This window comes from Parabacteroides sp., assembly GCF_977054455.1.
The window spans coordinates 71,376-93,117 of the sequence record NZ_CDRTCT010000019.1 but is presented as its reverse complement, the minus strand read 5'-3'; the positions used below and the strand labels follow the sequence as shown (position 1 = coordinate 93,117).

17 protein-coding genes are annotated in these 21,742 nt (G+C 48.9%); 3 read left to right on the top strand and 14 right to left on the bottom strand.

What is annotated here, in order from left to right:
• Positions 1-61: 61 nt before the first annotated feature.
• The 4 genes from ACW6QF_RS11145 to ACW6QF_RS11130 form a co-directional block, all read right to left on the bottom strand.
• On the bottom strand, positions 62-1,048 hold the full coding sequence (locus ACW6QF_RS11145) for a Gfo/Idh/MocA family protein (protein WP_456087881.1): 987 nt from the start codon (positions 1,046-1,048) through the stop codon (positions 62-64).
• 102 nt (positions 1,049-1,150) lie between these two features.
• The gene (locus tag ACW6QF_RS11140) at positions 1,151-2,389 is read right to left on the bottom strand and encodes a DUF4934 domain-containing protein (RefSeq protein WP_456087880.1); all 1,239 of its coding nucleotides are present in this window, start codon (positions 2,387-2,389) and stop codon (positions 1,151-1,153) included.
• 8 nt (positions 2,390-2,397) lie between these two features.
• Positions 2,398-3,771, bottom strand: a complete 1,374-nt coding sequence (locus ACW6QF_RS11135) for a M56 family metallopeptidase (protein WP_456087879.1) — start codon at positions 3,769-3,771, stop codon at positions 2,398-2,400.
• A 50-nt stretch (positions 3,772-3,821) separates the two neighbouring features.
• On the bottom strand, positions 3,822-4,235 hold the full coding sequence (locus ACW6QF_RS11130; protein ID WP_298547986.1) for a BlaI/MecI/CopY family transcriptional regulator: 414 nt from the start codon (positions 4,233-4,235) through the stop codon (positions 3,822-3,824).
• A gap of 1,408 nt (positions 4,236-5,643) precedes the next feature.
• Between ACW6QF_RS11130 and ACW6QF_RS11125 the strand changes: the two genes are divergently transcribed.
• Complete coding sequence (locus ACW6QF_RS11125; RefSeq protein ID WP_298547989.1) at positions 5,644-5,928, top strand: HU family DNA-binding protein; 285 nt, start codon at positions 5,644-5,646, stop codon at positions 5,926-5,928.
• A gap of 58 nt (positions 5,929-5,986) precedes the next feature.
• Here the strand turns inward: ACW6QF_RS11125 and ACW6QF_RS11120 are convergent, their stop codons facing one another.
• The 8 genes from ACW6QF_RS11120 to ACW6QF_RS11085 all read right to left on the bottom strand — a co-directional run bounded on the left by ACW6QF_RS11120 (position 5,987) and on the right by ACW6QF_RS11085 (position 16,441).
• On the bottom strand, positions 5,987-8,425 hold the full coding sequence (locus ACW6QF_RS11120; protein WP_456087878.1) for a DPP IV N-terminal domain-containing protein: 2,439 nt from the start codon (positions 8,423-8,425) through the stop codon (positions 5,987-5,989).
• A 196-nt stretch (positions 8,426-8,621) separates the two neighbouring features.
• Entirely contained in the window at positions 8,622-9,074 is a 453-nt protein-coding gene (locus ACW6QF_RS11115; protein ID WP_005638767.1) for a hypothetical protein, read from the bottom strand.
• Positions 9,075-9,150: 76 nt separating this feature from the next.
• Positions 9,151-10,974: a V-type ATP synthase subunit I gene (locus tag ACW6QF_RS11110; protein WP_456087877.1), complete on the bottom strand. Its 1,824-nt coding sequence runs from the start codon at positions 10,972-10,974 to the stop codon at positions 9,151-9,153.
• Positions 10,971-11,594, bottom strand: coding sequence for a V-type ATP synthase subunit D (locus tag ACW6QF_RS11105; protein WP_456087876.1), 624 nt, complete (start codon positions 11,592-11,594; stop codon positions 10,971-10,973). Before ACW6QF_RS11105 ends, ACW6QF_RS11110 begins: the two co-directional genes overlap by 4 nt.
• Positions 11,595-11,726: 132 nt before the next feature.
• Complete coding sequence (locus ACW6QF_RS11100) at positions 11,727-13,046, bottom strand: V-type ATP synthase subunit B (RefSeq protein WP_456087875.1); 1,320 nt, start codon at positions 13,044-13,046, stop codon at positions 11,727-11,729.
• 50 nt (positions 13,047-13,096) lie between these two features.
• On the bottom strand, positions 13,097-14,854 hold the full coding sequence (locus ACW6QF_RS11095; protein ID WP_298548007.1) for a V-type ATP synthase subunit A: 1,758 nt from the start codon (positions 14,852-14,854) through the stop codon (positions 13,097-13,099).
• Between the two features lie 113 nt (positions 14,855-14,967).
• Positions 14,968-15,849, bottom strand: a complete 882-nt coding sequence (locus ACW6QF_RS11090) for a DUF2764 domain-containing protein (protein WP_456087874.1) — start codon at positions 15,847-15,849, stop codon at positions 14,968-14,970.
• 1 nt (position 15,850) lies between these two features.
• A complete protein-coding gene (locus tag ACW6QF_RS11085) occupies positions 15,851-16,441 on the bottom strand; it encodes a hypothetical protein (RefSeq protein WP_456087873.1) in 591 nt (196 codons plus the stop codon).
• 410 nt (positions 16,442-16,851) lie between these two features.
• Here ACW6QF_RS11085 and ACW6QF_RS11080 point away from each other — a divergent pair, with 410 nt between their 5' ends.
• The gene (locus ACW6QF_RS11080; RefSeq protein ID WP_456087872.1) at positions 16,852-17,355 is read left to right on the top strand and encodes a GNAT family N-acetyltransferase; all 504 of its coding nucleotides are present in this window, start codon (positions 16,852-16,854) and stop codon (positions 17,353-17,355) included.
• Positions 17,352-18,884 carry a cobyric acid synthase gene (locus tag ACW6QF_RS11075; protein ID WP_456087871.1) on the top strand — a complete coding sequence of 511 codons (1,533 nt, stop codon included), beginning with the start codon at positions 17,352-17,354 and terminating at the stop codon, positions 18,882-18,884. The genes ACW6QF_RS11080 and ACW6QF_RS11075 overlap by 4 nt, the downstream gene beginning before the upstream one ends.
• Before the next feature lie 20 nt (positions 18,885-18,904).
• Here the strand turns inward: ACW6QF_RS11075 and ACW6QF_RS11070 are convergent, their stop codons facing one another.
• Together ACW6QF_RS11070 and ACW6QF_RS11065 are read right to left on the bottom strand one after the other, a co-directional pair.
• A complete protein-coding gene (locus ACW6QF_RS11070) occupies positions 18,905-19,417 on the bottom strand; it encodes a UpxY family transcription antiterminator (RefSeq protein WP_456087870.1) in 513 nt (170 codons plus the stop codon).
• A 27-nt stretch (positions 19,418-19,444) separates the two neighbouring features.
• The gene (locus ACW6QF_RS11065; RefSeq protein ID WP_456087891.1) at positions 19,445-21,700 is read right to left on the bottom strand and encodes a GH92 family glycosyl hydrolase; all 2,256 of its coding nucleotides are present in this window, start codon (positions 21,698-21,700) and stop codon (positions 19,445-19,447) included.
• Between the last annotated feature and the right edge of the window lie 42 nt (positions 21,701-21,742).

The following is a 21,742-nucleotide window of genomic DNA, read 5'->3' as shown; positions in this document are numbered from 1 at the left end:
AGAATTGAAAATTAAATGTTCTACTACTAATTTTCAATTCTCAATTTTTAATTTTTAATTTTCAAATTCCACTGTCCATCGGAAACCGTACGCCCCATTCGGACCGGAGGTCATCCAGCATCTGCATGATGTGCAAGGTTTCCACATGCGGCATATAAGGCGTTTCTATCTTTCCCTCACGGATCGCGTCAATGGAAGCCTGCACCTGATATTCGAAACCCGTTATCTGTGGCGGACAGGTATAACGAGCCACTTCCTCATGGTTGATCGAATAGACGATTGCCTGCTGCGGGTTGTTGATATTGTCGACGATTATGTATCCTTTATCTCCCGAAATGACTCCCTGCCGGTCGTTCGCACAGAAAGCGGTCATTTGTAAAACAGCCATCCGATGGTTCCGATACACAAACGTAATACTGCTCTGCAAATCCACTCCCGTCTCCCCTTTCACGCAGGCAGAAGTAATGCCTGTAATCTCCGAACCGAAAAGCATCCTTGCAAAATTGATCGGATAAACGCCGATATCCAGCAAAGCTCCGCCACAAAGTTCCGGCTTGGCGATACGCTCCTTCTCGGCAATCGGATAGCCGATATTGGCCGTCAACATCATCACACGACCGATCGTCCCGCCGTCGACTAGTTCGCGAAGCGTCTTGGAGAAAGGCATATAACGTGTCCAGATCGCCTCGGTCAGGAAAACCTGTTTCTCTTTCGACAGGCGTATCAACGCTTCCGCCTGCTCTGCATTGGCGGTAAATGCTTTCTCACATAAGACCGGCTTGCCTTTTTCGAGGCACATCCGCGCCTGCTCAAAATGGTGGGAATGAGGGGTGGCGATATAAATCAACTGTATTGCGGGATCATCCGCCAATTCCTCGTATGATCCGTAAGCCCGTGCAAAACCCCATTCACGGGCAAACCCTTCGGCATTTTCCAAGTTACGGGAAGCGACCGCATACGGTTCAACCCCTTCCATATCGCGCAACGTATGCGCCATTTTGCGGGCGATGTGCCCGGCTCCTATAATTCCGACTTTAAAACGTTCCATTAGCTGTCATTAATTTATTGGGTAAATATACAATAAAAATTCCATGCCTATGAAACTTTTATTTCACAAGCATGGAATTCAAAAGCGATAGGCAGTACTTTCCTACTCCATAATCACCACTACCGGATTATCTTCCTCACCTATCTTCTTCAAGGCGGCTACCCCGGCAGGGATATCCGTTTCACCGGCGTTATCCTCAAACCAGGATACGACCTCTTCCGAAGGGAGAATGGCGGAAAATTCGCCGGAGGCGGAGACTGATACGGGTTGTAAAGGAAGGAAACCGTTCATATCGTCGGTAATCTTATCGTCGAAAAGGCAGACTCTAACGGTTCCGTCCGCTTTCCGGTAAAGGGCATTATAAGTCTTCTGTTTGTCGTTATAGACATTTGTCATAAAACGGAATAGGATCACGTCTTCGTTTTCCATGAACTTTGTCGGGTAGATAGCCTCTTTCTTATCCTCAAAACGCTCGTTGTAAGGCCAGTCATGGGTACCTAAATCCAGCACGCGCACAGGTTGTAACCCTTTCTCTGCCGACACCTGATAGATCGTGTCATTGTAAGACCGACGGAAATAAAGATCGTTGCCTGCATGCCAGAAACAACTGTTGCCAAGCGAATAGGCAGCAGATTTATTGTCCTTGTATTTCAGGATCATCATGCCATCTCCACCATCTTTCAGAACCGAGATGGAAGCGATGTCGTTCGGAGTGATCGCCCTGTCTCCCTCCTGCTCCGTCAGCAATGATTCCACACGGACAGTCTCATCTCCACGGAACAATGCAATACGGGCAGGCAAGCTATCAGTAGCCGAATAATAGCCGGCGATAACATCCGCGTCCAGGTAATCGAACGCAGACATTGCCGGAAACTGTCCGGCAGGAATCGGAGGAGTCCAGATATGGTCGAATTTACCGTCCGCTCCATAAACAACGATTTTATTTTTCCAGCCAGGAAAACTCAGTTTGCCGATGTACGGATTCTGCCAACCTCCGTGAACATTCGAATAGCCTTCGGGATCTTCGCCCACATGCCCTATCGAACGGATAAAACGACCCGTCTTTTTGTCGAACAACTGACAACGGTCTCGCCCGGATGTTACCACAATCCAATCATTCAGGACGACAGTATACGCCCCTTGTCCCACCAGGCAACTATCCGTTGTTTCCAATGCGACATAACGTATTTTCCTGAAACAATCGGAAGCCTTCAACTCCGTCTGATTGTCGAAAGCGGCTCCCAAAGGGATCACTTCGAGTTTTGCCACCTTCGTCTCGCCTCCGCTACCACAAGCGGCAAGAAAAAGACACGCCATTGCCGCAAACACATGATTTTTCATACGATTTTTTATTTTACTTTAGAAGATCTTTTTTTCGTTGTGATCAGAATCACGCCTGCCGCCCCTTTTTTTCCGTACATTTCGATGGCGTTCTTATCTTTCATTATTGATATCGATTCGATCTTGTCAGAATCGATTTTATCCAGTCCATCCGTATATTCGACACCGTCGACTATGACAAGCGGGTCCGGCTTGGCATATCCGACACCTTTGGCAGGACGCATATTCGATTTAAGTTCCAGAGAACGCAAGAGAGGCCTGTCTTTTTTTATTATGTCAAAGACCTTTCCATCCTGATGCGTCATCGATCCGTAGCCGATGACGACTACCTCCTCGCGAGGCTCCTGGTTGACTGCCATCTCGACTTGAGGTTTATCTTTGTGCGCCTGCTTTTTTTCCTGGCGAACTTCGTTACGGACTTCCTTTTGTTTCTCTACCTGCGACATCTTTTTGTCGTGTTGGGGCGTGAGGACTTCGGTAAGCTCCACATCGGAAACTTTTTCCAACGGTCGGGAGATTTCAGGACGGGCGAATGCAACAACGGCAACGGTTGCAAGCGGAAGCACATAAAAGAACTTCAGGCGAGCCCAGGGATTTGATTTTTGTTTTAACATCATGTTAATACGCTTTTTTAGTTTACTATGGTTGAAGCTGTTGGCCATAGAGGTAAAACGCTGTGCGCCGACCGCCTTCTTTATCAGTAATAATTGATAATGTTTTGCATCCACGCCATGCGCGATCACACTTTCGTCCGCCTCATACTCGTGCACGTTCTGCAACTCCTGTTTCAGCAACCAGGCGGCGGGATTGAACCAATGCAGGACGGTACAACATCCGGCAAGCCACATATCCAATGAATGGCAAGCCCTGATATGTGCCTGTTCGTGCGCCAGGATTTCGGCTCCGCTCTCTTCCATATCAATGCGAGAGATGACAATATATTTCATCCAGCTGAAAGGCTGGATCGTCCTGTCGGTCACGACAAGCTGCATCCCATCCTCCAATACGGTTGCCACACCCGAACGCACCAGACGTATGATCTGGCAAACGGAATAGAGGAACCGTCCTGCAAAAAAGAGGCATCCGCCGATATAGGCCATAAACAGGCTCGCCAACCAAAACGGGAAGCGACTCTCTTCTTCCACAGGAGTCCCGGTCATCTGCAATAACCGCTCGATGTCCAATACCGTACGTTGCACACCGGTCGGTTCATCGGTAACAAGCCGTATAAAAGGAATTGCAATTGAAAAGGCTATCACGCTGAGAAGCGCCATCCGGTTGAAACGGTGGAACGTGTCCCGACTCAAAAGCAGACGATAGAACAGATAAAACACCGCCAAACAACAGGTGGATTTCATTATGAAGACTAAAAATGTTCCCATTTTGAAAATTTAAAATTGAAATTGAAAAATTGAAAAATAAACACAGCCCCTTAATTGTCACCATTGGGGCGATCCGTGAGCCGCCCGCATTCGACGTTCTCAGATCGCCCATGCTTGTCAATCGATTCGATCAGCTCCTTCAGTTCCTCCACCGAAATCTCCTCTTCCTTCACCAGCGAAGAGATAACGCCGAGGTAGGAATTGTTGAAATATTTGGCAATGACGTTTTTCAAGGTACCCCGGCTATAGTCGGCTTCCGTCACCACGGCATAATATTGGTAAGTATTGCCAAACGTGTTATGTGCTAGGAAGCCTTTATCCTCCAATCCGCGTACAATTGTTGAAAGGGTATTGAAATGCGGTCTCGGCTCGTCATAAAATTCAAGCAATTGTTTGACGAACAAAGGGCCTTTCGTCCAGAAATAGCCCATGATCTCTTCTTCTCTTATAGTCAGTCGTTTCATGATATTTTGTTTGTTCGGGACAAATGTAACTAAAAAAAATAGTTTCCAAACTATTTAGATTATTTTATGAACTATTTTTTTTAGTGAGAGAGGAATTATAAAATTATCAAGAAGCATAAGTGCAGTTACTTCTTCATCTTGACGACACCGTCTCCGAGTTACGCGATGTGATTGATGAATGAGACGATCCGCACTTATTTTCATCCTTTTTGCAGGTCTCCGAACAATTGTTTCATGATAAGAATTATTAAAATATTCAATGACAACATTTTTTAACAACACTCTCATATCCCTCTTTTTCTGATTTGTTTGCCCCCTCTTGACACTCTCATCCATCCCTCCGGAATAACATAGGAAAACAGTCCATTCCGTCCAGTTCCAGTTCCAAAGTCACGAAAAGTGAAATTGTAATTCTCCATAATAATCAAGAAATACTTTTACAAAGAAAAACATTTTGCTTCCACTACGCTCTCGCTCCTTCCTGTCACAATCACCGCCCTACAACTTCTCTCATTAGCCGGGCTTTTTAATCCGAGAAGCGGATTGTTCCGTATTTCTTTCCAGTTTCCAGAGTCGTAAACAAATTAAAACGGCACTTGATTATTGAATGCAAAATCGTATCTTTCAGTCACAAATCCCGAACATCTCGTTGAAAAAGTGGTCAGGTATGGAGGTAAAACCAATTCATCGGAGTAGGAATCTAGACATTGTTATTGCTATAGGGAATTGGAAATTATAAATTCACGCCCTTATTAAATTCTCAAAACCTGTGAATAAATAAGAGCTTTTTTAATGAAATGAATCGGGTTTTTCATAGATGTTTCCTATCTTTGTCGTGATAATTGAACCTTGAAGCGTCAAGGAAACATTATTTTATGATTTATATGAAAAGCGTTTTGGTTTATCCTTAAGTAGAAATCTAGACAATTTCAAGCCATAGAAGGGTCATAAACAAAAATGCTCATGTTTCGATTATATACTCATGTATATAGCATAAGGGCGTGAGCAAACTGTTGCATAGAACTCATGGCGGGTTGTCTAGAACCTCTACTTAAGTCCGAACAACAGTCCTCACGCTTTTTTATTTTATAATACGTCCGATTTCGGAGGACTACCGGACAATTTAACAAAAATGCCTATGAATTAATAAGACAATAATTTTTCCACAATAAGCGATTTTAGTATTATCCCTAAGTAGAAATCTAGACAATTTCAAGCCATCCGGGAGAAGTAGCTAAACAATCAGCTCCTTACGTTTTATCGTATTTGTAAAGCGTGGGCTATGTTTATACTAATCAGGATTAGCGATAGTATTAAAAACAACGGTCCCGCGCTTTTTCATCTTGAACAAATCCGCCCAGGGACAGGGTAGGAAAAGAAAAACAATAACGATAAAACAAACTATTATATGACTACAAAAAGAGCTCTAATTAAGGAATTGGCACAACGGATGGAATGTACGGACGTTGCCGCGAAGAAATTTCTGAATTCATACATCGATCTAATAACCGAAAAACTTTCAGAAGGTGAAGGGGTGAGCATTCATTATTTTGGCAAACTGATTCCCCACTACCAGACAGAACGTCCGGGACGTAACCTTCGCACAGGAGAAGAATGTAAAATACGTGCCCGCACATCAGTAAAATTCAAGGCCAGTGAAATCCTGATTCAAAAATTGAATACCGGGAAATAACAAAAAAAGATGAAGTGCACCCCAAAAGTCAGACATAAAACTTCGGGGTGCACTTTAGTTATCGTTTCGGGATATCTACCGATGTCTCCTGCTCGCCAAGCAAGTTGCGAGAGAAATAGTCGACCATACGCCAATAGAAATATTCGTCCATGTCACCGAAGCCATGTCGTTGTTGCGGCAAAAGCAACATATCGAAACGTTTTCCGGCTCGGATCAGGGCATCTGCCACACGTAGCGTATTACCCGGATGGACATTATTGTCGATATCACCGTGTACGAGCATCAGGTGCCCCTTCAGGCGCGGAGCGATCTCTTCATTCGTCTTGATGTTGTAGACGAAAGTCGTGTCGCCCTTTTCGCTGACCACTTCCTTCACGCCATGATGCGTTTCGCTCCACCAACGGTTATAAATGCGGTTGTCATGGTTTCCTGCACACGAAACAGCAGCCTTGAAGAAGTCGGGATATTGCAGGATAGCAGCCGTAGACATGAATCCGCCACCCGAATGACCATGAATGCCGACGCGGTTGATGTCGATAAATGAATAGCGGTTGGCCAATTGCTCGATAGCCGCCTTCTGATCCGCCAACCCATAATCGCGCAAGTTGCCATAGCCGAAGTTATGATACCACTTCGAACGGCTCGGATGTCCGCCCCGATTCCCGACCGTGATCACGACGAAGCCGGCCTGTGCCAGACGATCCGTGCGCACGCTCATGCGGCTGAACGGATAAACGGTAGCTTCGACCTGCGGACCCGGATATACATAATCGATAATCGGATACAGGGCCGTTGAATCGAAGTTGAACGGTTTGTACATCACACCGTAGAGATCGGTCACGCCATCTGCCGCCTTCACCTTGAAAGGTTCGGGAAACCGGTAACCGGCCGCCAGCAACCCAGAGAAGTCACTCTCTTCGAGCGTCATCAGTTTCCGGCCGTTACTATCCATCAAATCCGTACGCGGGATCGTGTTCACACGCGAATAGTTATTAACCACGAAGGCCGCATTGTCATCCATGCTGACCATGTGGAAATAGTCGCCCGGCGTGACCTGTTGCAAACCATTTCCATCGAGACCCACACGATACAGATGTTCGTAGTAGGGATTTTCATCTTTATCTTTCCCGTTAGCCAGGAAATAAACGACACGTTTAGCTTCGTCCACCTTCACGATCTGGTCCACATGCCAAGGGCCGCGTGTGATGCGGTTCTTCAGGTTGCCTTCGCCGTCATAGAGGTACAGGTGCGCCCAACCGTCGCGTTCGCTCCACTGGATCAGTTCTTTGCCATTGCCGACGGTTGCCAACGGGCGAACTTCCTGATACGTGTTCATCCGTTCTTCGATAATCGGACGAATAGAATCCTGGCCGACCGTATACGAACAAATGTCGATGCGGTGCAGGTCGCGGCTCGAACGGGTGACGAAGAAACGGTCGTTATCGCCCAGCCAAACACTCGCCACCTCTTTCCGGTCGCGGTCTTTCTGTTGCCATGGCCGACGTGCCAGACGCAACGTCTGGTCTTTGAATGCGGACGTACGGATTTCCTTGTAGCTATTGTCGTTCATATCGAACAGGAACAGGTGTTCGACGGGCGCTTCCTTCTCGCCGGGCATCTGGTATTTGTAGGTTTCCAATGTCGGGCGGGGCGAAGCCATGGAGTTGATTACCCAGAGATCTTTCACGGCACGTTCGTCTTCAACCGTCACGGCGAAATAGCGGGAATCGGGTGACCAGACGATACCCCAAACCCCTTTCCGTTTACCATTGCAAAGCGTGTCGGTGTTTAGTAAACTATAAGGTTGGCCGAAACCGAAGTCTTTCACACCGAAAGTTGTGAGTTGTATGTCCGTAACCGTACTATCCTTATCGTCTTTCTTCAACTTCTCGTAGTCCTCACGGGACATCCGGTAGAGGTTCAGATCTTTTGCATACACGACCGTCCTGCCATCGGGTGAGAAAGAGGCCCAGTCGGGATATTCCGTCTCTTTTTTCTTATCCTTGAGCCAAGTCAGCTTGCGCGTAGGATAGTCGTAGGAGAAAAAGAAGATCTCTTTCTTCGGCCCTTTATCCTTGTCGGTACTGTCTTTCTTGGCATCTTGCGAAGAAGTGATCTGAAAAGTGAAAGTGCGTCCGTCCTCTCCTGCTTCGAGCTTCCGGATGGGTAGTTGCTGGGCGGTGAACGGGTCTTTGACGATCTCGGTTATCTGCGCAGCGATATCGTCGAGGTCGAAAAGCGGACGCTTCGTCTTTGCCACCGGATCGACGACATACCAGGCATTACCGTTGCCGGTCTTATATTCATACCAGAAACTATTGCCCTTCCGGAACCAATGTGGATCGACAGAAGTGGAGAAAAGCATCGTGTTTAGCTTCTCTTTCGTGAAACGTTCCGCTTGAACGTATCCGGATAGCCGCTCCGTCTCCTGCCCTTGAGCTTCCGTACCGCAGAACATACCGGCACAAAGCATCGCTAATAGTAGTTGTTTTTTCATTTGACGTTGTTTTTATATAAATAAAAGAAGGTGTGTCAAAAGAAAATCTTGCTTACAATAGACATAATTTAGGCACGAATTACGCGGATTACACGGAAAGATAATAAATTTATCCGTGTAAATCCGTGAAATCCGTGCCTAAAAGATCGTGATAAAGGAGTTTTGACACACCTCCTCCTTCGTTTATTTTATGATATTATACCGGAAGAGTACCACCGATCAGGATAACAACCAACAAAGCCAAGATGGCATACAATTCGGGGAATACGGCCATCACCATAGTAGCACCGAACACATTGTGACCGGCCCCGACACCAGCGATACCATTTGCACAAACTTCCGCCTGTCGGATGGAAGAGAACAAACCGGCAAAACCTAACACCAAGCCTGCACCGAAGATAGCGGTCGCATTCAACATCGTAATGCTATCGACCAGAAACTTCTGCATCATGAAATAGCCCACGAATCCATACAATCCTTGAGAAGAAGGCAATGCGCTTAACGCGATATAAGTACCCAGTGCATCGGGATTCTTCTTCATTGCCCCGACAACGGCGTTACCCGCTATCGTCACCCCATAACTACTACCGATGAAAGTCAGACCTGTCATCAACGCAATACCCAGATAAGCTAATAAAATTGGTTCCATAATGATAATTGTTTTAATTTATTTTTTTGTTATTGTTTAATTTACTTTTTAATAATGGAAAACATATCTCGTTTGCCTATGCTTTCTTAAAAGGCCGGTACTCTTTACCTCCTCCTTCAAATTCGGCATTTTTATAATATTCGACAAAGATAAGACGTAGGGGATGGACAAGCGAACTGATCGTACAAAGCCCGATGTTGATAGCATGGCCGACCAGCAGGATCAGCAACATGCATACCGCACGCAACACGATGTTCATGCCCTCCGTCATATCTACGGCCAACTGGTTGAATACACCTCCCAAAATCGCGCCTGTCAAACCGATTGCAAACAACCGGATATACGACAACGTGTCGCCCAGCAACCCGGAAGCCATATTATAGGTATTCCAAAGCCCCGTACCGAAATTCAGGAAGACATTCTTTCCCGGCGAGTTATAGAGGTAAGCGACAACCAAGCCGACAACCGCAATGCCGATAAAGACCGTCTTGACGCTTTCTGGCAATTGCAAATTCAGCATCGGAAGCCCGAATGCCAACGCCAAAGCCGTAATGACAAAAACCCAGGCAAAAGGAGCGATACTATATTTGACACCCTTCTGCGCTTTCATCTTAAAAGCGGCAACCGTCTTTCCGAAGATAATCTGGACCAAGCCGATAACGATCGAGAATGTCATCAGATTGTCGCTACTCACAAAGTAATCTTTCACTTTCGAGAATGCCGGGACATCGGCCAATGCGATCCCGAAGAAAGACCCCGTGCAGGTGCCGACGATTATAGCCGCTAAGCCCAAATATTGGAACAAGGTCAGATAAGGCTTGAAGTCCGGATTGACTTTCCGCTTGAGGAACGTGCAAACCAATAACACCAACAAGCCATATCCCCCGTCTCCGAAACACAACCCGAAGAAAAGCATGAAGAAAGGGGCAAAAAGAGGCGTCGGGTCGAACTCGGCATAGTTCGGCAAGGAGAACATCTTGGTGATCGGTTCGTACAACCGGCTGAACTTGTTATTTTTCAGCTTGATCGGGACCCGGTCCCCATCCTGTATATCCAACTCCTGGAAATAGTAACCTTCTTTTTCAAGGGCGGCCTCCATAGCCGGAGCCTCTTCCGCGGGGACGAAGCCTTCCAACAACATCAGCTTATCACCGGCTTCGCGATCCGTCTGCACCAATGTATTGGAAAGGTTGAATTCGTTTTGGATGTTCTTTTCCAACTCGACCAATGTATTGTATTGCCCGGCCGCATATTCCTTCAACCGGTTGTCCAATGCCTTGATATTGTCCAGCAATTGCTCCATCGCGAGATGAAGTTTCGCCAAGCCCCGGTCCGGCATTTTCGAACGCTCGGCATCGATATCGATCGGCGTCCCCGTCTTGGTGACCGTCACGAAATAGGTGACCGACTGGAAATTATTGACCAGGAAAGCGTTATACTCTTCTCCCCATTTAGGTTCGTATTTGGAAGTCGGGCAAGTAAAAAACGTCACATCGAAGCCCGCCTCTTTCAACCGTCTGATATTTGCATAGCTGAACTCTCCCCAGATATCCATATACGCGATATCCTTCTCAAGCGAGGCTTTTGCCGCTTGCAAACGGACCTTCTCTTCCTGCATTTCTTCCAGCTTGCCCGCCAGCTTCAGCCCTTCGGACTTCGTCAACTCACGCGCCGGAGCGAGAGCCACCCCTTCTTTCGTCTGGGAGTTCAGGCTCTTGCAATAACGGATAGCCGCATTGACCTGTTTCCGTTCGGCCAACAAAGCCTGTAGTTCCGCATTATCCAGAATCGAGTTCGTTTCCTTCACATGCACAACACCCAATTCGCGGAGAGTCGTGAGGAACGCATCATATTCTCTATGATATACCATAAAGGCATATTTGCTCATCTTTACTATCATACTTCAGCCTCCTCTTTTTCTTCTTTCGCTTTACGCTTTTCCTGATTCCCCCGCATGATCTTTTGTGATGACTTGGAGAGACTTTCCTCGTCTTCCATAAATCGTTTCACCTTACGGATCGCATCTTTATAACCCGGGATCTGCACCTTCTCAAAAAGGTTCACTTTCTGAGTGGTTTTCTTCCGCGCATGCTCCAACAACTCCAGCTTCATACCCGAAAACTCGGTTTCGATACCAGTACGCGCCAATTTTTTCAATAGCTCGATACCGTCGGTAAACCAGGCAGGGGCATTGAACAGGCTATAACGGCCGATCTCGAATTCGATCTCGTCCAACACAGGGACCACCACGCCGGCTATCTTTTTGGTAGAGAGAGAAACATCCCGCACTGCGATCAGTTCGGGATTGAACTCGTTCCACAAAGCCACCATGTTTTCATAACTCTGTATCTCCTGTTCAAGCTGAAGTTCCAATTTCGTCACTTCGTCTTTGGTCCGCTTCACTTCGAGACGTAAGGCGCTTTCCTTGCTCTTGATCGTCGGCAAGGAACGCTCGCGCATCTTCAGTTGCTTTTCCAATTGTTGAAGAGAGGTTTTATTATATTGAAACTTTATTGCCACTTCTTATTGAATTATGAATTAAGAATTATGAATTAAGAAATAATACTTCAATTTAGAAAGATTAGTCAGCAAATCCCGAATCATTATTTTTTAATTCTTAATTCTCAACTCCTATTTTTTAATTCTTAATTCTTACTTCTTAATTTTCCAGTATTTATCGACCAACGCCTGTTTGATATTCACTTCGGCAGGATCGAAATACTCGCCGAACAAGCCCCATGCCACATCGAGCATTTCGGTCGTATCGAGGTTGACGTCGATAGCCAAGAGCTTTTCGGAATAATCCTTTGCGAAAGCCAACGTACGGTTGTCGTAGTCCGTCAGGTCGAAACCGTTCTCCATCTTCGTCTTCGCATTGGCGGCATCGGCATACAGACGGACGGCGGCATTCATCACCTGCGGATGGTCCTCGCGCGTCTTCTTCCCGGTCACCAATTGTTTCAGACGGGAGAGGCTTCGGAACGGGTCGACGATTACCTTGCCGACATCGCTATCCTTGCGGAGGTACAACTGGCCTTCGGTGATGTAACCCGTATTGTCAGGTACGGCATGCGTGATGTCGCCACCGGAGAGGGTCGTCACGGCAATAATCGTGATCGAACCGCCGGCAGGGAACTGGACGGCTTTCTCATAGATCTTAGCCAAATCGGAATACAGGGAGCCCGGCATGGAGTCCTTCGACGGGATCTGGTCCATACGGTTGGACACGATCGCCAAAGCATCCGCATAGTTGGTCATATCGGTGAGCAGCACCAGTACTTTTTCGTTCTTCTGCACGGCAAAATATTCGGCCGCGCACAAGGCCATATCGGGAATCAGAATGCGCTCCACGGACGGGTCTTCCGTCGTGTTGATAAAGCTGACGATTCGATCCAGCGCACCGGCATTGCTAAACGTATTCTTGAAGAACAGGTAGTCGTCATTCGTCATCCCCATACCGCCCAGGATAATCTTATCGGACTGGGCTCGCAAGGCAACCATCGCCATTACCTGGTTGAACGGCTGGTCGGGGTCGGCGAAGAAGGGGATCTTCTGTCCGGTCACCAACGTATTGTTAAGGTCGATACCGGCAATACCCGTAGCGATCAACTCGGAAGGTTGCTGGCGGCGAACCGGGTTCACGGACGGACCTCCGATTTCGACATCCTTGCCTTCGGGGACGGGACCGCCATCGATCGGCTCACCATACGCATTGAAGAAACGGCCGGCCAGCTGGTCGCCCACCTTCAAGGAAGGAGCCTTTCCCATGAATACGACTTCGGCATTCGTACGGATGCCTTCCGTTCCGGAAAAGACCTGCAAGGTCACTTCGTCGCCGATGATCTTTACCACCTGAGCCAGCTTACCGTCGACAGAGGCCAGCTCGTCATACCCCACTCCCGTTGCTTTCAGCGAACAGGTCGCCTTTGTGATCTGGGTAATCTTTGTATATATCTTTTGAAATGCCTTCATAAAAAATCGATTTTATTAATTGTCATTTGTCATATTGTCACACGTCACGGTCATTTACCCAATTGCTCATTAAGCAAAGCGTCGAGTTGCTCATCGAACTTCTTGAACTGTTCACTCTCATATTCGGAATAGTTCATTTGCTTGAAGATGTTGATCATCTTCTTAAAGTATTCCATTACTTCGAGGAAAGTGTCGAACTTGAACTCGGTATGGCAAATCTTGACCACCTTGTCCAACATGAACTCCTGACGCGCAAGAGGGGTCACCGCGTCGATCGCATCGAACGCATCCTGTTGCAAAATCACGAAGTCGATCAGTTCCGATTTCCAGAAAATCACGTGATATTCCACAGGGACACCATCGTCACCGAGGATGTTGATCTGTTCGGAAATCTCCTTTCCACGCAACATACGGGTCTTGATCTCGTTCACCTTGTCGATCCAGGTCGGAGAGATATGCCCCGCAATATATTCCTGAAATTCGGGATATTCCAGATATTTGGAGTAACTATCGATCGGGTTCACGGCCGGATAGCGTTTACGGTCGGCACGTTCCTGCTCCAATGCGTAGAAACAACGGGCCACCTTCTTCGTGTTTTCCGTCACAGGTTCTTTCAGGTTACCCCCGGCAGGCGATACCGTACCGATGAAGGTCACGGAACCTGTTTCACCATTGTTCAAATGCACATAGCCGGCACGCGCATAGAAATTGGCCACGATCGCGGACAAATCCATCGGAAACGCATCCGGTCCGGGAAGTTCTTCCAGACGGTTGGACATCTCACGCAAGGCCTGTGCCCAACGGGAAGTCGAGTCGGCCATCAAAAGCACCTTCAATCCCATGCTCCTGTAGTACTCGGCGATTGTCATGGCCGTGTAGACGGATGCCTCACGGGCAGCCACAGGCATGTTGGACGTATTGGCGATAATGATGGTACGCTCCATCAGCTTGCGGCCCGTATGCGGGTCGATCAGTTCGGGAAATTCGGTAAAGATCTCCACCACCTCGTTCGCACGTTCGCCACAAGCGGCAATGATCACGATATCGGCCTCCGCCTGTTTGGAGATAGCATGCTGGAGCACGGTCTTTCCTGTTCCGAACGGTCCGGGGATGAATCCCGTACCGCCTTCCACGATCGGGTTCACCGTGTCGATCGTACGGACACCCGTTTCGAGCAGCTTGTAAGGACGCGGCTTCTCTTTATAACAGGTGATGGCGCGTTTTACAGGCCAGCGTTGTATCATCGTCACCTCCACATCTTTGCCGGCTTCGTCCGTCAGGACGGCTATCACTTCGTTGATGGTATATTCGCCCGCCTCTTTCAGGCTCTTCACCGTATATTCGCCTTTGAAGGTAAAGGGAACCATGATCTTGTGAGGTTGGAAGTTTTCGTCCACTTCACCCAGCCAGTCACCGGCGGCCACCTTGTCGCCCACCCGGGCAAGAGGCTTAAAATCCCACAACTTATCATTGTTCAACGGGAAAGTATATTCTCCACGTCTGAGGAAAACGCCTTCCATCTTGTCGAGGTCGTTCTGCAAACCATCGTAGTTGCGTGACAACATACCCGGCCCCAACGTCACCTCCAACATATGCCCTTCAAACTCGGCTTCGTCGCCCACCCGCATACCGCGAGTGCTCTCAAATACCTGTACAAAAGCATTCTTGCCTATTACCTTAATAACTTCCGCCATCAGCTTCACGCCTCCTACGGAAATGTAACAGATCTCATTCTGGGAAACCGGTCCATCCACCTCAACGGTAACAAGGTTGGAAACGATCCCTTTTACAATTCCTTTCGTAGCCATAACGTTTAATTAATTAAGAATTAAGAATTAAAAATTAAAAAATCAAGATTGTGCGTCGAACTCAATCCTTAGATTTCTTACCCCTTCATTCTTAACTCTTTATTTTTTAATTTTTAATTCTTCATTTCTAATTTCCTAAATTCTTCCAGGGCATTCTCGCTCCCTTTCTTCATTGCTCCCACGATTTCGCGGAATGTCTTCTCGCCTGTCCCCTTATCCAACGTTGTCCAACGTTCGATCATCTCCAGTTTCAGCAGATAAGCAAAAACACTCTCTATGCCGAAAGGCTTAAAGAATGTATGCTCTTCAAGCCATTTCCATTTTAAAAGGTCTACCTTCTTTTCGCGGACCATCAGATCGTTTTCTTCGGCGATACGTTGCAGGTCCGGCAGATAATCCACCGTATCTCCCAACCCGAAATCGCGGGCGTTAGATGTGCGAAGAGCCTGGGCTACTTCATTGTCCCCGACGATATAACCGGCTTTATCGAGACCATGTTTGCGGCAGGTGATAGCGGTCAGCATGTTGTTGATGTTCAGGTTCAACTCGAACCAATCCGCAACAAACTTGTTCGGATTTTTCATGGCATACGCATAATAGAGGGCAGCCAAACGGTCTTCCCATGTGGAAGCAGTTGCCGTAAGGGCGTTTCGCAAACCTCCCTCTACGATCCATGCTTCCAAAAACACCTTGAAATAAGGAGGTATCCGGTCATTCTTAGGCGGCTTCTCTTCTTCCTTCAACGCTTTGAAAAGGGCATCGAACTCATCATACGTTATACATCCCCGCGGGTCCGGATCGCGATCCGGTTGTTGGGCATGGGCGATCAGGTTCTTATTGTCGAATTTGAGGAAGAACAGATCGATCAGCTTCTTATCGGCTTTCGTCAGTATGCCGTCCAGTTCCCGTCTGAATTCATTGATGGAACAGGTCAGTTTACTATCGTCGAGCGCGATATTGGGGAGTCCTGCGATTAAGCAATAATACTTCCCCATATCAGAACAGCATTTCTACCAAACCGGGACGAAGGAATTCCTTGAAGAAAGCGACAAACTCGTCTTCGCCGAAACTCACCTTATACGAGCCGTCGGCCGGAACGATCGTGAAACCGGCGTCATGGCCGTTCACTTTTTCAATCTTCACACCGCCATCCAAGAGGCTTTTGGCGTTGGCTTCGAAATATCGGGTGAGGGCTTCGGCATCGGCCGTCCGGATCGTGATCGCTTCCTTCGCCACCCATTCCTTTGCCATTTCTAAAATCACTTTCTGCATAAATGCAGTATCAGAAACGATCGCTTTCACATTGGAGGAGGTGATTTTTCCGGTAATAAGATTTGCCACTTCGCTCTTCAGCGCTTCTACAGACTGGGCGGCAAAGAGTTTCAACTCGGCTTCCGTATTCTTTTTCAACTCAGCGGCCTGCTTCTCAGCCTGTGCCACAATACGCTTCGCTTCCGCTTCCGCTTCCGTCAAAATAGCCTCTTTCCGGGCATTTGCATCGGCTATGATCCGCCCTGCTTCTTCGTTGCCTTTCTCTACGCCTTCCTTGTAGATCTTGTCGGTCAGTTCCTGAATCTTTGTATCCATTTCTATCTAATTTTTTTAAGTTGTTCCCCGTCAGGGCGGTTCGGGAACCGCCCGTACTTAACGCCTACAAAGTTATTCTTTTCTTTGAATAAACAACAATGGTCGGCCGTTTTCTTTTTCATATCGCAAAGATACGCTCCCAACCTCCGAACACAAAAAAAGATAGACGTAAGGCATAAAATAAAATGAATATAAATGTTAACACGCTTCGATTGACAAAAATCGTGACAAATGACAACACACAGCTCTGCGTCTCGTGAAACAATGGTTTACACACCGGAAAACATAGTTTCTCACCTTTACACATTGCATTAACAGTTTTTTCACACCTTAGCCCCCTCTGTTTTTTGGCAAACGGCGGCATGCACCGTATCTTTGCCCCCAAACAGTAAATTCATAATTCAAAATATATGTTTTCCATCGAAAAAGCAACCCCCGCCGATTGTCCGCTGATCCGGACGCTGGCATCCCATATCTGGGAACCGACCTACGGTTCGATCCTCTCCCGCGAGCAGCTCGACTACATGTTCGAGATGATGTACAGCCTCGAAAGCCTGTCGAAGCAGATGAACGAGCTCGGTCACCGATTCTTCATCATCTATGCCGACGGCGTCCCTTCCGGTTACCTGTCCATCGAAACCGTAGGCAAGGATTTATATGAATTCCAGAAAATCTATTCTTTGCCTTCCCTCCACGGTTCGGGGATCGGGCGGTTCATAATCGAACAGGGAGTCGCTTACCTGAAGACGATCCATCCGGGTCCTTTCACGATAGAGCTGAACGTGAACCGCCACAATCCGGCCGTAGGTTTCTACAAGCATATGGGGTTCCACGAACATGCAACCCGTGATTTCCATATCGGGAACGGCTACTACATGAACGATTACATCATGAGAATGGAGGTAAAAGGATGAACAAGCGACTGAAACCGATCATGTTTGTCGGAACTTGTTCCGATGCAGGCAAAAGCGTCATCAATGCGGCTTTCTGCCGTATATTCAAACAAGACGGGTATTACCCGGCTCCGTTCAAGGCACAAAATATGTCGCTCAACTCCTACTCTACTCCCGAAGGCGGAGAAATGGGACGTGCACAGGTCGTACAAGCCGAAGCCTGCGGGATCGTTCCGCACACGGACATGAACCCGGTGTTGCTGAAACCGACGAATGACAAGAGCTCGCAGGTCGTTTTGAACGGCCGGCCGGTCGGGAACATGTCGGCACGGGATTATTTCGGCATGCAAAACCGGAAAGAAGAATTGTTCGAAAAAGCAATCGAGGCCTTCCGACGCTTGGAAAACCGCTATAGCCCGATCGTCCTGGAAGGGGCGGGCAGCATTTCCGAACTGAACCTGCGTGACCGCGACATCACCAACATGCGGATGGCCGGGCAGGCCGGGGCGGCGACTTTCTTGGTTGCCGACATAGACCGGGGCGGCGTCTTCGGGTCTGTCTACGGGACGATCGCCCTCCTGAAACCGGAAGAAAGAGCTTTGATGAAAGGGATCATCATCAATAAGTTCAGAGGAGACGCCTCGCTTTTCGACGACGGCAGGAAGATCATCGAGGACCTGACCGGCGTGCCGGTAGTAGGCGTGATCCCTTGGTTCGGCGATATCAAGATCGAAGAAGAAGACTCGGTCGCCCTTGATATGAAACACAATACTCATCGGGACGGAAAGATCAACGTGGCGATCATCCTGTTGAAACGGATGTCCAACTTCACCGACTTCGATGTGCTGGACATGGATCCCCGCTTCAATGCCTATTATACGAACAACATCGACGAGATAGAAAAAGCGGACATCATCCTGCTCCCCGGCTCCAAGAACACGCTTTCAGACCTGCAAAGCCTACGGGCAGCCGGTATAGCCGAAGCGATTATCCGCGCCCACAAGAACGGGAAAAAGGTCATCGGCATCTGCGGAGGCTATCAGATGATGGGGGTGCGCCTCGAAGACCCGGATGCCCTCGAAGGCAACCTTCCGGCCGTTCCGGGGTTGGGCCTGCTACCGCAATGCACGGTCATCGAACGGGAGAAAATAACCCGCCAAAGCACCTTCGCCTTCCTGCCCGCGGACGGTAGGGGCACGGCGCATAAGGAAGACGGTTCGCGAACCGCTCCTACTTGTCGGGGCTACGAGATACATATGGGGCGGACGACCCTGCTCGGCGATGCTCCCGAAAGCCCCGCCTGCATCCTCGACGACGGACGGACGGATGGTTATTATCTCGATAACACATGCTGGGGCAGCTATATGCACGGAATACTGGACAACCCGGAAGTCTTGGACAACCTGGCCGAAGGATTTGATAAAGAAGCGGAAAACGTCCCTTTCGACTATGCCGCATTCAAGGAAGAGCAATACGACAAGTTGGCGGCGTTGGTCAGGGAACATGTCGACATGGATTATATCTACGGGCAACTACGGGCGACCCGTTAATCGCCCGTACACTCCCCGTACTACCTTAACCGATCCACCCTGGCGACGTCGTTTAGCTTGACACAGACGGTGGCCCCCAATTGTTCGAGGTAAAGAACCAGGTGGTTCTTTTTGATCTTCTTCACCTTTCCGGATACATGTTTCATGGCGCCGCAAAGAATTTCGACCTCTTCGCCGGGGCATAGGGCGTGTTCGGACGCCTGGTCGAGAAACTCCTGGATGGCGTCGATCTCTTTCTGACGGACAACGGCCGGTTTCCCATTGTAATAGACGATACGGGCCACGCCATACACCCGGACCAGGTTTCTCAACTCCGGATCGGTACATCGTACAAACAGATAGGAGTTGAATAACGGCAACTCCACGATCTTGACACGGTCAGACCAGACCCTGGGGGCACGATGAAGCGGAAGCCAGCACTCGACCCCAAGCGCATCGATCCTGTCCCTCACCTGTTTTTCCGCCCTGGGGGCGGTGTACAGTACATACCAACTTGTCTTATCGGCGTTCGGCTTAAGTCCTTTTTTCTCCATAACGTACACAAAAATATACGACCGCGCTTATTTCATCGGCCCGGCCGATGGCGGAGGGTTTCCGATCCCCCACTCCTTGTTCGCTTTCGGACCCATCTTGAGAGACAGGACACCGCCGGCGGCAATCCGGCTATGATCGAACCAAGGCCGGTTCAGCTCTTCGCCATTCAAAGTGGCCGATTGCACGTATTTATTATCATGCCCAGAGGCGGTTCGCGAGCCGTCCTCTGCCTCCGCCACGATCTCGAACACGTTGCCATTGCCGAGGTCGATCTTCACATCCGAAAAGACCGGACTACCGATGTTGTAGGTCGGAGATCCAGGTGTCACCGGATAAAATCCCATCATGCTAAACACCACGAAGGCAGACATGCCGCCGCCGTCTTCATCACCCGGAACCCCCATCAGGTCGTTGCGGAACCATTGGTCGAGCAAGGCACGGATACGTTTCTGCGTCTTCCAGGGTTGGCCGGCATAATTATACAGATACGGGATATGCAGGCTCGGTTCGTTTGCCATCGAGAACATGCCGACATTACCGGTATGGTCGGGCAGGAACGAATAGAATTGCCACTTGGACATTCCCAAAGGAGTGTCGAACATCGAATCGAGGGCAGCCGTGAAAGCCTCGTTTCCTCCGATGAGCGAAATCAGGTCGCCGATGTTGTGTTGCACATCCCAACGATAAACATAGCCGTTGTTCTCGTCATAATAATCCCGGGCGCCCAATCCGCCCGAATACCGGTAATCCACTCCTTCGATAAACCGGCCGTCCTTATCCTTCGGATGGAAGAAACGGGTTTCCGGGTTGAAGAGGTTCCGGTAGTTGTAAGACCGGGCGAGGAAATATTCCGCATCCTCTTTCTTTCCCAGTTCGGCCGCAATCTGGGAAAGACACCATTCGTCATAAGCCGTTCCTAAGGTAACGGCGACGGGCTGGCGTTTTTCCCACGGAGAGACGTTAGCCACCGTTTCTTTTTCACCCGGTCTCAAAGCCGGGATATAGCCATGTTCCTTATAGAACTCATCCAGCCATCCGGAAGGAGCCGCCGACCAGGGGATCAGCGTTTTCTCCTCGATGCCCTTGCGGGCTGCTTCGTAGGCCTTTTCAAGATCGAAACCGCGAACGCCTTTCCGCCATGCATCGATGACGGTGGCAACGGCATGGTTGGAGTTCATGCGGCGGGAGTCGCCGGTCACTTCAGGGAATGTCGGCATCCAGTTCGTTCCCATCTGTTGGGCCATCAAAAGGTATGAATTGATAATATCGCTCTCGCGCTCGTTGTCGATCAGGATGCGAAGCGGGTGGGTGGCCCGGTAAGTGTCCCAAATCCAGTCGTCGGTATAGAACGAATGGCCGCCGTCTTCGTGTATCTTGCCGTCGAAAGCACTATAGTATCTGCCGTCTTCGCTCAGGTTTACCGGACGTTCATAGCAACGATACAAAGAGGTATAGAAAACGGTCTTGTCGTTTTCGCTCCCCCCGCTTACCTGGATCTTGCCTAAAGCATCGTTCCATTCGTTGCGTCCGATCCGGGCGATCGCATCCACATCGTAGGAGTTGATCTCGCGCTCCAGGTTCTTGCGGGCTTGCTCTGTGCTGATAAAGGAGATTCCATAGCGAACGCTGAGCCCTTTCAGACCGACAAAAACCAGTGCCAGGGCGGCATCTTTCCCTTCTACGGATGTCTCGCCGTATCTCACGGTTCCATCGACCAGGGCGCCCGATTTCTCAGGGGCCTTTCCTATCTCGGCATATAGATAGACCTTCGTCTTCTTATCCACGTATTGGAAACCGCTGACCGTTTTCCCTTCACATTTCAATTCCCCATTCCGGCTATTGAACACTAAGTAAGCCGGCTCGTCTTTCCCGAATGTAAAGCTATAAACCGCACTCTGGTGGGAAGGAGCATAATCGACCTCGATATCCACATCGTCCAAATAGACCTGATACCGGTACGGGACGATCTTTTCCCGATCGTAACTATACGGGATGACCGGTTTCAGACCGGCCTCATCGCCCTGGTAAGGACTCAGGTTGAAAGCCGAACTGCCCCGATGGCTCGTCACGATGAGAGGCAACCCTCTCAACCGGTCGCCCGTGAAATCACCCCGTTCGGGATAGACGCGCAACATGCTGTTAGGCAGATGGACCGTCGGATAGGTCGGCACCAACAGATGGCTGATGTTGCCCATATAGGGATTGACATATTCGACCGGCTCTTTCGGCAGGTTATCGGCCACCAGCCGTTTTCCCTTTACATAATACCTGTCGGCAAACATCATGATGGCAAATCCGATCACGACGCCCAATAAAAATTTTCC